This window comes from Bradyrhizobium zhanjiangense, from assembly GCF_004114935.1.
GTDB lineage: Bacteria > Pseudomonadota > Alphaproteobacteria > Rhizobiales > Xanthobacteraceae > Bradyrhizobium > Bradyrhizobium zhanjiangense.
In genome coordinates, this window is record NZ_CP022221.1 from 8,463,690 (window position 1) to 8,478,015 (window position 14,326).

The 14,326-nt window shown below is 58.8% G+C and carries 8 protein-coding genes and 2 pseudogenes; 5 read left to right on the forward strand and 5 right to left on the reverse strand.

Translation table 11 applies throughout. The annotated features are described in order from the left end of the window. Positions 1–528 precede the first annotated feature (528 nt). Together XH85_RS40430 and XH85_RS40435 are read right to left on the reverse strand one after the other, a co-directional pair. Positions 529–1,721 (reverse strand): annotated as a pseudogene (locus XH85_RS40430) (IS91 family transposase). Between the two features lie 9 nt (positions 1,722–1,730). Then, positions 1,731–2,591, reverse strand: coding sequence for a tyrosine-type recombinase/integrase (locus XH85_RS40435; protein WP_164940742.1), 861 nt, complete (start codon positions 2,589–2,591; stop codon positions 1,731–1,733). Positions 2,592–2,617: 26 nt separating this feature from the next. Here XH85_RS40435 and XH85_RS48195 point away from each other — a divergent pair, with 26 nt between their 5' ends. Beyond that, positions 2,618–2,959 carry a GNAT family N-acetyltransferase gene (locus XH85_RS48195; protein WP_164940895.1) on the forward strand — a complete coding sequence of 114 codons (342 nt, stop codon included), beginning with the start codon at positions 2,618–2,620 and terminating at the stop codon, positions 2,957–2,959. A 430-nt stretch (positions 2,960–3,389) separates the two neighbouring features. On the opposite strand, the pseudogene XH85_RS40445 reads toward XH85_RS48195, so the two are convergent. Further along, positions 3,390–4,420: pseudogene (locus XH85_RS40445) on the reverse strand (IS110 family RNA-guided transposase). 639 nt (positions 4,421–5,059) lie between these two features. On the opposite strand from XH85_RS40445, the gene XH85_RS40450 reads away from it, so the two are divergent. After that, the gene (locus tag XH85_RS40450; RefSeq protein ID WP_091898914.1) at positions 5,060–5,296 is read left to right on the forward strand and encodes a hypothetical protein; all 237 of its coding nucleotides are present in this window, start codon (positions 5,060–5,062) and stop codon (positions 5,294–5,296) included. Between the two features lie 210 nt (positions 5,297–5,506). Beyond that, positions 5,507–7,297 carry a PHA/PHB synthase family protein gene (locus XH85_RS40455; RefSeq protein ID WP_245473864.1) on the forward strand — a complete coding sequence of 597 codons (1,791 nt, stop codon included), beginning with the start codon at positions 5,507–5,509 and terminating at the stop codon, positions 7,295–7,297. Positions 7,298–7,618: 321 nt separating this feature from the next. Here XH85_RS40455 and XH85_RS40460 read toward each other — a convergent pair whose 3' ends face one another. Beyond that, on the reverse strand, positions 7,619–9,364 hold the full coding sequence (locus XH85_RS40460; protein ID WP_128936381.1) for an adenylate/guanylate cyclase domain-containing protein: 1,746 nt from the start codon (positions 9,362–9,364) through the stop codon (positions 7,619–7,621). Between the two features lie 234 nt (positions 9,365–9,598). Here XH85_RS40460 and XH85_RS40465 point away from each other — a divergent pair, with 234 nt between their 5' ends. Next, entirely contained in the window at positions 9,599–10,903 is a 1,305-nt protein-coding gene (locus tag XH85_RS40465; protein WP_245473865.1) for a serine hydrolase domain-containing protein, read from the forward strand. Between the two features lie 90 nt (positions 10,904–10,993). Here XH85_RS40465 and XH85_RS40470 read toward each other — a convergent pair whose 3' ends face one another. Further along, the gene (locus XH85_RS40470; RefSeq protein ID WP_128936382.1) at positions 10,994–12,433 is read right to left on the reverse strand and encodes an IS1182 family transposase; all 1,440 of its coding nucleotides are present in this window, start codon (positions 12,431–12,433) and stop codon (positions 10,994–10,996) included. Positions 12,434–12,656: 223 nt separating this feature from the next. Between XH85_RS40470 and XH85_RS40475 the strand changes: the two genes are divergently transcribed. Continuing rightward, on the forward strand, positions 12,657–13,688 hold the full coding sequence (locus XH85_RS40475; RefSeq protein ID WP_128936383.1) for a sulfite exporter TauE/SafE family protein: 1,032 nt from the start codon (positions 12,657–12,659) through the stop codon (positions 13,686–13,688). The last annotated feature ends 638 nt before the right edge of the window (positions 13,689–14,326 follow it).

The window sequence follows — 14,326 nt, forward strand, 5'->3', positions numbered from 1 at the left end:
AACGCGAAGGGCGTTGCCCACATGCCCACAGCAGGAGCAGCAGAAAACAACCCCTTCGAGCCGCGATTCAAGATTGACCACGCGGCTCCGCCGATGCCAGAAACCAGACTGCCAGAACGCCTCCCGCCCCGGGCGACATCAAATCGGAAAGGTGGGCGAGATCATCTCGGAATACTGGAGGGTTCAAATAGGTCCCGCGTCACAGATCTCGCCGCAAGTCCAGCGCGGGACCTATTTGAAGCTGGATTGAACGAAGCCGCGTCTTGTGAGCGCGGACCTATGGGGGTTCGATCTAGGCGCCGGTAGGCGCGATTGACCCGATGTCGGGCCCGCGAGCGAGTGTGGCCGCAGATTGTCGCTGATGTTGGCAGCAAAGGATGCCGCCGTCGATAGCGTCGAACGGCGCGTCAAGCCCAGGCGGCTGACTATCGCCCGTTCGGCGGGCGTTGTGAGCGTGCTTGATCGTTCCGACGGAGAACGTCGGCAGGGCAGCGCGTGCAGTGGGAGCGGACAAGTCGAGGTCGTCGGTCATGATGTATCGCAGCGAGGTGCTGCGCGTCGCTGCGCTGGCGCACGCGGCACAGGTCCAATCTCGACCATGCGGCCTCCGCAGATGGGGCACAAGTCGAGGCGGTGACCAAGGAGGATGGCGCAGCGCTCACGATAGTTGACAGCTTCGGCAGGCGGAGGTGGCTGCGGCGCGTCAAGCGCCGCTCGGATGCGCGCGAGTTTGGCGGCGCGGCAGGCGTTCGCCAGGAAACCAAAATGACGGATGCGGCGGAACCCCTTCGGCAATATGTGGAGCAGAAAGCGACGAAGGAACTCCTCAGTGTCGAGTGTCATCACTTTGGATTTGTTGCCAGCGCGATAATCCTTCCACCGGAAGCGGACGTGGCCCTGGTCACAGCTAAGGAGCCGGCCGTTGGCGATCGCAACGCGATGGGTGTAGCGCCCAAGATAGGCCAGAACCTGTTCTGGTCCGCCGAAGGGACGCTTGGCGTAGACGACCCACTCGACCTTGCGGAGGGCGTTTAGATGGCTGGCGAATGCCGCTGGCTCGACGAGGTGCGCGAGATGGCCGAAGAATTGGAGCTTGGTGCCATCGAACGCCGCCTGCAGGCGCTCCAGGAATAGCCGACGATACAATCGTGACAGGACGCGAACGGGAAGGAAGAAGCCGGGGCGACAATGAACCCAGCTTCCATCAGGGCGATCCCGCCGCCTGGCACGAGGCAATGGGCATGTGGATGATGCGTCAGGGTCTGGCCCCAGGTATGGAGAATGGCGATCATCCCGGTCTCGGCACCGAGATGCTTCGGGTCGGCGCTGATGAGACGGATCGTCTCGGCTGCTGCCTTGAGCAGGATGTCGTAGACCACCGCCTTGTTCTGCAGCGCGATGGCGGCCACGGGCGCCGGCACGGTGAAGACGACATGGAAATAGGGGACCGGCAGCAGGTCGGCCTGGCGCTCGACGAGCCATTGGGCGCGCGCGAGCGCTTGGCACTTTGGACAGTGCCGATCGCGACAGCTGTTATAGGCGACGCGGACCAGGCCGCAGTCGTCGCACCGCTCGACGTGGCCGCCGAGCGTCGCTGTGCGACACGCCTCGATGGCCGCCATCGCACGGCGCTGATCGGAGGACAGCCGAGGACCCTGCGCGGCACGGAACGCGCCGCCGTGGCGGCGGAGGATGTCCGCCACCTCGAGCACGGGGCGCATATGCGCAGCTCAGTCGGGTGGGATCACCCTGACGGAGAGTCCATCGAATGGGCTGGTCGTGCGGGCGAGCAGATTGGTCGCGACCTGAGCGTAGCGCGCGGTCGATCCCAGCTCGGCATGTCCGAGCAGAACTTGAATGATGCGAATGTCGATCCCGCTTTCCAGGAGATGGGTCGCAAACGAGTGCCGGAGCGTATGGACAGTAATCGGCTTGGCAAGCCGAGCGCGGCGGCGGGCGGCGCGGCAGGCCGCCTGGACGCAGCGGACGCTGACATGTTCACTGGGGTCTTGGCCTGGAAATAGCCATAGCCCCGGTCGGGCTCGCATCCAGTACGTGCGCAGAATCTCCAGCAGTCGCGGAGAAAGCATCGCGTAACGATCCCTGCCGCCCTTGCCGTTCTCGATGTGGATCAACATTCGTTTGCTGTCGATCGAGCTCACCTTCAGGCGGACGACTTCACTAGCCCGTAAGCCAGCCGCATAAGCCGTCGCCAGCACGACGCGATTGCGCACCCCTGTAACCGCGTCCAGGAAGCGCTCGATCTCTTCGGCACTAAGCACGAGCGGGAGCTTGTCAGGCTTCTGGCCACCGATGATCCGCTCGAATGCCTCCGTCTGCCCGAGTGTGACGCCGTAGAAGAACCGCAGCGCGCAGGCCACCTGATTGATGTGGGACCACGAACGCTTTTGGCCGATGAGATGCAGTTGATAGGCGCGGACCTGCTCGAAACTCAACCGGTCCGGGGCGTAGCCGAAATGGCGGCTAAACTTTGCGATCGCATAGATATAGGATTGTTGAGTCGACGGCGACAGATTGCGGACCGTCATGTCCTCGATCATGCGCTGCCGAAGAGGGCTCATGGTAGCCATCTGGGTCTCCTGTCTTGAGAGGGGTGGTGCGAAGACCAACATCCTCTCAGACAGGACACCTCAGTTCACCAGGCTTGCCCCCACTCCCGCGTAGCGGGTTCGTTCAATCCTGGGCGAGATCAAATCGGAATACCCGGGCGAGATCATCGGAATCGGCACGCTTGTTCGTCGTCCCTGAGTATCGGCGAAAAGGAGCAGGCGCCGCATTGGTCGCCGCGATCGAGGATCAAGCGCGACAGCGAGAGTTTTCGCGGCTCTACCTCTACACCACAGATGCCGCCGGGTTCTATGCGAGGCTCGGTTGGGCGGTCCTTGATCGCACCAATTGGAAGGGCTTCGACACGGCTCTAATGGTTCGCAATCTGTGAGGTCCCGAAGGGACAAAAGCGAAGGCGCTGCAATTGCCATTGCCGGATAATGCGCTCAAGATCGCGATGCGCGACGCCGAGAGAGGAAAATCGGGCGCTCATGATTTGTCCGCTTGCCCTTAAGAAGCAGACCAAGGACGGACGGCTGAGTACGGACGCGATGGGCCATGTGTGGACGGCTCCGGGTTGGCAAGGAGAATCTTCACTTTGCGGCGTTGGTCGGAGCGGCCATGTGTTCGGCCTGTTTGCGCGGTTCACGTGACCGCTGGCCATAATGCCCTCCGCGGATCAGGTCCCGATCAAAAGCACGCATTCGGAGATGCCGTGGCCGATGTGGGTTGTCCTGATCGCCGGATCGACCGGCGCTGCATTAAGTGCTGTTCGCCCTTCCAACCGTTACGTCACACCGGCATGTCCGGCGTAATCTCGTTTACGCCATGAGAGCGGCGGGTTCCTTGTAGCGTTCGTTCCTCGCCATCATCGCCCAGGCTATCCTGGCGAGTTTGTTGGCGAGCGCGATGGCAGCGACCTTAGTTGCTCGCCGCGCCAGCAATGCGGAGAGCCAGGGTCGACGCCCCGTTCCATGGATTTTGGCATAGCGGATCACGGCGAGTGCGCCGGCCGTGAACAGGCTGCGCAAATAGCGATCGCCCTGCTTGCTGATACTGCCAAGCTTGTCCTTGCCTCCGTTCGAGTTCTGCTTCGGCACGAGCCCAACCCAGGCCGAGAAGTCTCGACCCGATCGGAACGCCTTGGCATCAGCAACGCTCGCGACCAGCGCCGTTGCCAGCGCCGGACCAACACCAGGGATCGCGTCCAGTCGCTTGCTCGTCGCGCTCGATCGATGCCAGGCGACAATACGCCTGTCGAACTCCAGGATTTGCACCTTCAGCGCCCGCAATTGACTGCCGAGAACAGCAAGACATGCGCGGGCCACCTCCGGGAGCCGGCGGTCAGCTGTATCGGCGACGACTTCCAGCAACTGATCGACGCCCCGGCGCCCGACCGGGGCGACAATCCCGAACTCGGCAAGATAGGCGCGGATTGAATTGATGACGGCAGTCTGCTGGCGGATGAAGAGGTGGCGCGCTCGATGAAGCATCAGACAGCTCTGTTGCTCGACCGTCTTGGTCGGCACGAACCGCATGTTGGGTCTCGTGACCGCCTCGCAAATCGCCTCCGCGTCGGTGGTGTCGTTCTTTTGCCGCTTGACGTACGGCTTCACATAGGCCGGAGGCATCAATCGCACCGTATGTCCCAACGCCTGCAACTCACGGGACCAATAATGGGATGATGCGCAAGCCTCGATCCCCACCAGGCACGACGGCAACTTCTCAAAGAAGGACAGCACGAAACGGCGCTTGAGTTGACGCCGTATGACCACTTGCCCGGCTGCATCGACGCCATGCACTTGAAAGACCGACTTCGCAATATCCAGACGATCGTCGAAATTGACTGCATAGGCTGCTCCTCCGAATCGTGGGAGCCTCAAAAACGGCGCCCATACCTTGGCACTCTCGTGCCGGTGGAGGAGCCGTCCACAGCATCAATTCCGGAAGTTAGTCGTTCGATAAAATAGTCAGATCGGCCGCCCTCATTAGTGTGGCCGATCTCCGTCGACGACTGCGCAGGCGCTATTCGCTCATTCGGTTATTCCGCCCTACCATCTGCACCTTCTTAACTTCCTCTGCCGACCCACGCCGGCCCCCGTCGCCGGCCGCCGAAACCAACAAATGCAACGCGGCCCCGTGGGATCGAAATAAACAGCCAGCAGCTGTATGAGAGATTTAAAGTTCGCTTGGATCAAATGCCAATGGGGGTAGGCGTTTGATGAGCACCAAAAGCAATCGGCGCTAAATTCCAGCAAACGCAAGCCCTTGCGTGACGCTCATTCAACCTTCAAGCGCTCATTCAATATTTTGCCCATTTTTTCTGGGTTTAAATTAAACATTTAATATGATATTTTAATGACATTTATTTGATTCGGGGGTGAGATTGGATCGGCACCCAGATTTTGACGAACTCGTTTTGGTGGCAAAGGGCCCGATTGACAATCGATTTGCGCTCTGCGGTTGTGACCCCCTTACTCGGAGAAAAATTATGGAGCAGAAAGGTTCTCATTCGACACGCATCCCAAAGTCAGGCTCAATCAGCTTCGGCCGTTCGAAAGCAGATTGCGTGATTCGCAGCATCTCCGCATACGGTGCCGCCCTGGATATTGTTGGAGATGGAAAGATTCCCGACGACTTCGCGCTGACCGTCATTCCGGACGGTGACCTGCGCCGGTGTGCAGTGGTCTGGCGTAAAGAAAAGCGTATCGCCGTCGCATTCTATTGACACGCCACCAGCTCATGCGGATGCAGGTGGAAGTTCTTAGGGCCATAGTCGCCGGCGACGAACAGGGGCTGGTGCACAGAAACCCGGCTTTAACATAACCAATCAACCCTACCTGCCGACGCGCGTGTCACCAACCGCATGCGGTGAGGTGTTGTTTTTTTGGAAGCTACCCAAAACGGCTCTGGTCAGGCCTGTCAGGAGGAAAGACTTATGACCGAGAAGTGGATGGAGCAGCCCATCTGGGATCCGATTGCCCTTGCAGCGCAACTGCGTGACATCACGAAACAAACCCAAGTAGTGATGCGGCACTTCACGCCTCATGAGGCTGACGCGATTAAGTTCGGCGTGGGCGAATGGTCAATGCTTGGGTTTGATTTTTTCGAGTTCATGACGAGGATGATGACCGACCCGGCGGTGGTCGCACGCGCGCAGATCGGCCTATTCCACAACATGGTAGGTATCTGGCAGAAAACCGCGGTACGCCTACTCATGCTGCGTGCACGCGAGGCCGATACCCCAAAAGATAAACGGTTCAAGCATCCGGAATGGAGCGAGAATGCTGTCTTTAGCTTTGTGAAAGACAGTTATCTTGTTGCAGCAGCGTCGGTTCTTTCTGCAATCCGCGAAGTCAAAGGCATGGACGAGGCCTCTGCCCGCAAGGTCGACTTCTATACCCGCCAGCTGGTTGATGCCCTGTCCCCTTCCAATTTCGTCGCTACCAATCCGGAGGTCCTCACCGCAACCTTGGCGTCGGGCGGACAGAACCTGCTGCGCGGTTTGGAGAACCTTCTTGCCGATCTGGAGCGCGGCAAAGGCCGTCTTGCGATCACGATGACCGACATGAAGGCTTTCCGCCTCGGCGAAAACATCGCAATAACTCCCGGAAAAGTGATCTATCAAAACGAGCTCATGCAACTAATCCAATATACGCCGTCGACACAAGAGGTCCGCAGGCGGCCACTCCTCATCGTGCCGCCGTGGATCAACAAGTTCTATGTTCTCGATCTGCAGCCGAAAAACTCTTTCATAAAATGGGCCGTCGATCAGGGACATACTGTTCTCGTCATCTCCTGGGTAAATCCCGACAAGCAGCACGCTGAAAAGACCTTTGAAAACTACATGCTCGAGGGCCCCTTGGCGGCCCTCGATGCTATCGAGTCTGCGACCGGAGAGCATAGCGTCAACGCGATCGGCTATTGCCTCGGCGGAACACTGCTAGCCTCGACGCTGGCATATTTGGTCGCGAAGGGCGAGGACCGGATTACAAGCGTCACCTATTTCGCGACGCTCGTCGATTTTACCGAAGTTGGGGATATGGCCGTCTTCATAGACGAAGAGCAATTGGCATATCTCGAAAGACGGATGCGCCAGCATGGATATCTGGAAGCGCATCAAATGGCGACGACGTTCAACATGTTGCGCGCCAATGACCTGATCTGGTCGTTTGTCGTTAGCAATTATCTGCTCGGCAAGAAGCAAATGCCCGGTGATCTTTTGTTTTGGAACTCCGATTCGACCCGCATGCCCGCGGCGATGCATTCGTTCTACTTGCGCAGGATGTATCACGAAAATCTCCTGGCAAAACCCGGTGGGATCACGTTGGCGGATACGCCGATAGATCTGTCGAAAGTCAGGACTCCGAGTTTCATTCTGGCAACCCGCGAAGACCACATCGCGCCGTGGAAATCGACCTATGCGGCGACACGCTTGTACTCCGGACCGGTCAAGTTCGTGTTATCCGATGCTGGCCATATGGCTGGCGTCATCAGCCCACCAGGCACCAAATACGGGCATTGGGTGAACGACGATTTGCCGCCCAGTCCAGACGAATGGTTCGTCAACGCTGCGCCTTGTCAACGGTCGTGGTGGCTGCTTTGGGACGAATGGGTAACCCAATTTGACGAAGGCCGCGTTCCGGCTCGCGACCCCGGCAGCGGTGGGTTGCCGATTATCGAAAACGCGCCCGGTTCCTACGTCCGCGTGAGATCGATGGCCTTGTAGGTTGCGGCGGAGGTGATCTGTCGCTTCGCGCAAATCAGAATTACGGAACGTAGATGTCCGCTCTGGTCTCAGCAGCTAATATCCCTGCGGAGCGATCCGGATGCCCTTGCCTGTCCGCTTTCAAAGAACGAAGCGTAGAAAATAGAGCTTGATCCCGGTCTCAGTATGCAAGTTCGGCATTTCCGGTATGGGTCAAAATACGAAGACCTCAGAGGGAGCAAATCCGGTCCGCTCCGCCCTAGGAAGCGGACCTTCATGACTTGTGCCGCGACTTCGCTGATGGCCCAGAAGCGGGCATCGCCTACGCACGACGCACCACGGCTATTCGGGTAGCCCTGCTTTGCGGAGCCCTTCGATCGCCAGCTTCGCGTTTGATTGACCGCCCCTAGCAATCCACGCGGATATTGTGAAAGCGGGATCGAGCTCAAGCAAACGTGCCGCCGCCTCTCGCGCCTCGGCGCCACGTCCGAGATGGGCGAAAGCGGACGCGAGACACCAGTAAGTCGCCGAGAAAGAAGGGTTATGACGAAGGGCTTTCTTACCTGCGGCGATGGCCTCGTCAAAGCGAGAAAGCTCGATAAGGGCCATCCCCATTCCAACGCACAACCGATCTAGCATCGGGTCGAGCGGGCTCATTCGCATGGCAAGTTCAAAGCTCCGGATCGCTTCCTCCGGCACGCCTGCAGTGTGATAGACCCAGCCTCTGTCGAGCCATACCCAGTGCGAATTTGGATTGAGCGCGACCGCCCGGTCAATCATTTCGATGCTACTTTCATAATCGCCAACCATGAACGCCGAGACCATGGCGGTCGTCGCAAGCGTTTGCGGATCACCATCATCGACGCTTGAGGCCCAACGAAGAAATCGAATTGCCTCCTTCCTGTCGAATTGAGGATCAGTAGCAAAGCCTAAGACGACTTTGACCATGTGAAAGAGACTTGCCAGAGCCGCGACAAAGCCGAACCGTGGATCTAACTCCAACGCGCGATTAGCCAGCCTGATCGCCTCGGCCAATCCTTTGCGAGTCGCCAGGGAATACTGATACATGGCCCGGAGCTGAAGATCATAGGCGGTGAGGTTCTGCGGTCGCCGCCGCGTTGCCGTTACAATTTGTGCTCGAAGCATTTTTGGCAGGATAGCGCCGACAACGGCGGTCGTTATCTCATCCTGAAGCAGGAAAATGTCGCTCAGGTCTCGTTCAAATGTATCCGCCCAGACATGCGCGTCCGTCACCGCGTCGATCAATTGCCCTGCGATACGAACTTTCCCCGACGCCTTGCGCACAGACCCCTCGAGGACATAGCGGACGCCGAGTCTGCGTCCGACCTCCTTGATATCGATCGCCTTACCTTTGAAGGTGAAACTCGAATTGCGAGCGATCACGAACAGCCATTTGAACCGCGAAAGGGCGGTAGTAATTTCCTCAACCATTCCGTCCGCAAAATACTCCTGCTCTGGATCGCCGGACATGTTCTGGAACGGTAGAACCGCAATGGAAAGCTTATCTGGGAATGCTGGGGCCACGCCTATCCTCTCGGTCAGCGGGCTATGCGCTCCCGAGCGTACAGCGTAAGCCCGAACCGGCCTGGCGATGTTCTTGAGCTGTTGCTCACCACGATCCTCGAACCCGACGTCCAGCTTACCTTCGACTTCGTTCAACACCTTCTCGGAAATCAGGATGCCAGCCTGGTCGGCGAGACCCTCTAGCCGGACCGCAATATTGATCCCGTCTCCAAAGAGCTCGCCGTCGGTCCCAACGATTACATCACCCAAATTGATCCCGATGCGCATCTTGAAGCCATGGCGGCCCGAAACAAGACCGTCCTGTATCTCAACCGCGCATCTCACGGCGGCTAATGGACTGGCGAACTCGGCGAGCGCTCCATCGCCCGTTGTCTTGATAAGCCGGCCTTCATGGCGGGAGAGGCTTGGCTCGATCAAATCTCGCTTGAGTCGCTCGAATCCAGCGTAGGTGGCTTCTTCGGCTCGTTCCATCAGCGCGGAATAGCCGACCACGTCTGCGGCTAGGATTGCCGCTAATCGCCTATGAACCCGCTGCTCCGTCACGCGCCCTCCGAACGACCAGAGTAACCACGCCGGTGGGACAAGTAGAAGTCTAGCACTCTTCTGCGTACCTGTAAGCGGCAATCCCGCGAGAGCCGTATTTACGTCAATACGGGGCTGCCCAGCTTCCGTTGCGGAGTGCAAAGCAAAGCGGCCCAGCCAAATCAGTTCACACGCGGCCGAACGCTGGTTTCGTCGGTATCGGCCGGACATGAGCCTTGATTGATGATATCGTCAATGTCTGAGATGCTTCTGATCATCGGGTCTATTTTGCTAGTTGAGGGCGCCATGATCCGTCCCTTGCTGCTCGCGTTCCTTTCAATGCTTGTTTTCGAGGCTGTTGTTTTCGCGGAATCGGGTCCGGTATTCTCCGACACGGGTCCCGAGGCGGAGGAGTATGGCGCCTCTCGGGGATATCCGGTGCCCCCCTTTGAATACCCGCCGGGCCGCGGGCAGGATTTCATGGTCGGGACCTACAGTCATTTCGACAAGGTGCGCCCGGTGCGCCCGGTCGAAAAACCGGCGACGCCGTCGGTTTTGAAGCGCGCGGCTGAGGAGATCGCTCCGGTGTATCATTACGATGGCCGGCAGAAGGCGATCGGCGACTATCTCGATGCACACCCTGTCACCGGCCTGCTAATCGCGCGCGGTGACACCATCCTGTTAGAGCACTATCAATATGCCAGAACGGACAAGGATCGCTTCCTCTCGCAGTCGATGGTGAAGACCCTTACCGGCTTGTTGGTCGGCATCGCTGTATCTGAAGGCGCAATTCATTCGATCGACGATACGGCAGCAACCTATGTGCCGGAATTGGAGGGAACTGCATACGGCGCTACGCCGTTGCGCGCTCTACTTCACATGTCGTCAGGCGTCGCTTTTGCCGAAAGAACCTACCAGTCAGACGATGATATTTTTAGATTGCATCTGGGGCTGCTGGGAAACAATGCAGTGGGTGCGGTTGCGGCACTTCGACAATTCAACAGGCGTGACGCGCAGCCGAATACACGGTTTGCTTATGCCAGTTCGGAGACAGAGGTGCTCGGCCTCGTCGTCAGCCGCGCGGTCCACATGCCCCTTTCCGACTATCTTGCAACGCGGATCTGGCAAAAGCTCGGTGCCGAGTCCGACGCCGCCTGGGCTATCGATCCGACAGGGCAGGAAGTGGCTTACTGCTGCTTCATAGCCACGCTACGCGACTGGGCGCGCCTGGGCTTGATGTTGGCAAATGACGGCGCTTGGAACGGCCAACAGATTATCCCCCGGCAGTGGCTTCTCGATGCAACAACGGTGGCACCGGATAGTTACCTGCGCAACACCATTGCGCAGTCCTGGGGGTACGGCTATCAAGTGTGGATCCTGCCGGGAGAGCGGCGAATGTTTCTTCTATTGGGCATTCATGGACAGGGCCTGTTCGTCGATCCCGAGTCGAAGCTGATCATGGTGCAGACGGCGGTTCGTAAATTGCCGGTCGGGAATCCCAAATCGCCCGAAGCTATGGCCCTGTGGTATGCGGTCGTAGCGCAGTTCGGGCATCGCTAGTCCCCAAAGGCAAATCGACCGCTCCGGGTCTTGGCCGTGTAAAAACGGCCTTACAGGACCATCAGTCTTGAAGCCAAAACTGGTCCGGTCTCAGGCCGCGATCGCGGCGATCAGCGGCTTGATCCCGAGGATATTCATTGCTCGGGTCAGATTGTAGGCCAGAACCGAGAGGGCCATCTCGGCGGCTACCTTTGGGAGGGTTTTGGTCAGGAAGTGCGTTGCTCCCATGCGTGCCTTCATCGTGCCGAACGGGTGCTCGACAGTCTCGCGACGAAGGCGCATAGCGAGCGGGTTCGCATCGAGCCGCTGCTGCACGGCGTCGAGCAGATCCTCGTGCTCCCATCGCGTGATCCATCGCTCTGACCCGGGCGTACACTGGGGTTTGATCGAGCAATTCTTACAGGCGCTGGTCCAGTATCGCCGCAGCATCTTGTCGGCTTCTTCGTTTGTATAGCGATACGGCAATCGCTCCCCGGCCGGACAACGATAGGCGTCTTCCTCCGGCAAATAGACAAAGTCCTGCTTACCGAAGCGTCCGTCCGACTTGGCGCCCGAAGTCATCGGCTTAGGCAGCGTTACCGTGATGCCGGCCTCGTGGCAGGCGAGGATCTCCGGGCTGCTGAAGTAGCCGCGATCGGCAACGGCCTCGAGCGTCTCAGCCTTCAGAACAGCCTTCGCCTGCCTGGCCATATTGGCAAGTTGTGCCCGATCTGAGCCGCTGTTCGTCACCTCATGCGCGATGATCAGGTGATTGTCGGTATCGACGGCGACTTGGACATTGTAACCGACCACGCCGGATCCGCGGCCACTGGTTGCCATCGAACGGCTATCCGGATCGGTCAGGGAGATTTGCTGATCCGGCGAAGCAAGCATCTGCTTCTCATAGGCAGCAAGCTTGCCCATCTCCCCCTTCAGCTTCGTCAGCTTCTCGGTAAGCCTCGTCACCTTCGCCGCCAGCGCCTCGCTCGGCTGCTGTCGGTCGGCCGTGTCAAGTTGGCTCAAATAGCGCGCGACGCTCTCCTCCAACTGAGCACGCCGCCGCTCCACCTTCGCACGCGTGAAGTTCCTGTCCCGGTTGTTCACGGCCTTGAACTTGCTTCCATCGATGGCGACGCTCGCCGTCGTGAGAAGACCCATCCCGCGGCAGAGCTCGACAAAACGCGCACAGACCTTACGCAGCCCGACGCTGTTGTCCTTGCGGAAGTCCGCGATCGTCTTGTGATCAGGAGCAAGCCGACCCAGGAGCCACATCACCTCGATGTTCCGTCCAGTCTCTCGTTCCAGCCGCCGGCTTGACTGCACCCGGTTCAGATAGCCGTAGATGTAAAGCTTCAGGAGAACCGAGGGGTGATACAACGGCCGGCCAGTCGCCGCCGGCGTAACTCCGCCAAAGCACATCTCGGCCAGATCAAGCGCATCGACAAACTCGTCGATCGCGCGAACAGGGTTGTTCTCGTCAATGAAATCATCGAGGCATTCAGGCAACAGCGTCCGCTGCCCACGATCCGCCTCTTCAACGAAGCGCCTCATCGATTCCGGGTCATTAGCGGAAGTAGTGGCGCCGGGCTGAGGGACGGCGCATCCGGTTGTCGGGCCTCCAGTGGAGGAGGTGCGTTGGAATGATCCGGGGTACGAATCTTTCTTAAACCACTGATAGGCCCGGCAAGGTTCCAGCCTGCAAACAGACGGCTAGAGGTGATAAGATAAAAGTCGGTCGCCTCGCGGGCGACCATTGCCCGTATGGGAGCCAACGATGCCTCCTCTTGATACTGCGGTGATCATTCTCGCTGGCATCGCGTTTCTTGCAGCCTTCGTAAATGGCGCGCTCGGCTATGGGTTTTCCTCGCTCACCGTACCGGTGGCTCTCGTTTTCTATGCAAACCGCATCCTGAATCCCGCCGTCGTCCTGGTCGAGGTGGCCACCAATTTCTACGTTCTATTCATCAATCTGACCGGCGTTGCAGCTGTATGGAAGAAGGTGTTGCCAATCATCACCGGGCTCCTGCCCGGCATCGGAATCGGAGCCTTGGTTCTCGCGACGCTTCAGCCGGGCTGGATCAAACTCGGGACCTACGCCCTCATTCTGCCCCTCATCCTGGTTCAGGCGGCCGGTTGGCGGAGACCAATTCGGCAGACATGGTGGGTTGGTCTTCCCTTTGGAACTGCGCTGGGCATCCTGTATTCTGTCACCACCATCTCGGGGCCACCGTTGGCGATCCTGTTCAACAACCAAGGTCTGGTCAAAACCGAGTTTCGGGCCGGTCTCGCATTGGTTCGCGTGGCCGAGTCGAGCGTGACCGCCATCGTCTATTACGAGCTTGGCCTGTTTACGGCTGAAAGCCAGAACATCTTATGGGTGTTCGTTCCTTGCGTTGCGATTGGGGTACCGCTCGGCGCCTATGTCATCCGCCATCTGGATGCGGAGACGTTTCGCCGGATATGCATGAGCTTTGATGCGTGGGTCGTGGGATTCGGTTTCTCCCGGGTATTGATCGAGCTGAATTTGGCGGAAAGCCCATGGGCTTATGTCGTCCTGGTCCTCACATTTTTGATCGACGGCTATTTGCTGTACATGTTTTTCACGCGGAGAGCGGCTAGGCGATCGGAAAGAGCTTTGCTTACGCCCGGCGCGCCGAATGGGCCGGATAATCGCATCGCTTCGGGGATGACCGAACCTCCCTACGACCCGCTTGCTCGGCTTAACACCGACCTCGGTTACGTTGTGGCGATCCTTGCTATCGCCATGCTGGTCTTTGCAGTTTTGCCTCCAAGTCGCTTGCCATAGCGCGCGGCATAGTTAGGAACGTGGTTGCCCCTCGGGGTTGACCCGGCCGCTTAGGTTAAGACAGCGGGCACACACTGTTTCTGCCGTTGGATCAGCAAAGGGTCAGGCGGCATCCGCACCAGAACAGCCTTTGCGACCGCTCTCGCGGAAGCTAGTGGCCAATGGCCGACATGACCCAAAGGAGCTTCTAATGGACGAGCGAACCCGGCTACCGACGATCCTACCGACGATAGTGGTGGGCCGGAGCATGACGTCCGATCCCCCGACCGACGGAGACCCCAAAGTCACATTTGAGCTTGAGGCCGAAACTGGTCAGATTTTTGAGGTCGCTTTTTCTCTCCGTGGACTTTTGAGCACAGTTGTGATGGCTCACTGCTGGCCTCCTTTGAAGGAGGAACTTGCTCAGCTGGAGATCAGAGTCTAGGCGCAATGTCCGTTGAGGGTCACGAGCGGCGGTCGAGGATCACGAGACACACGTCCGGTCTACCCTGACGGTGGACCGGCGCGGCCGTACACGAGCGGACCCGAGGTCTCGGTTGATCGCATCACTTGGTGGCGCGTCATTTCGCGACGAGAGATTGGCGGTCCTAACCTTTCCACCCCGCTTCCCTGGCTTTGCGAGCTGGTTGAGGTCGCGG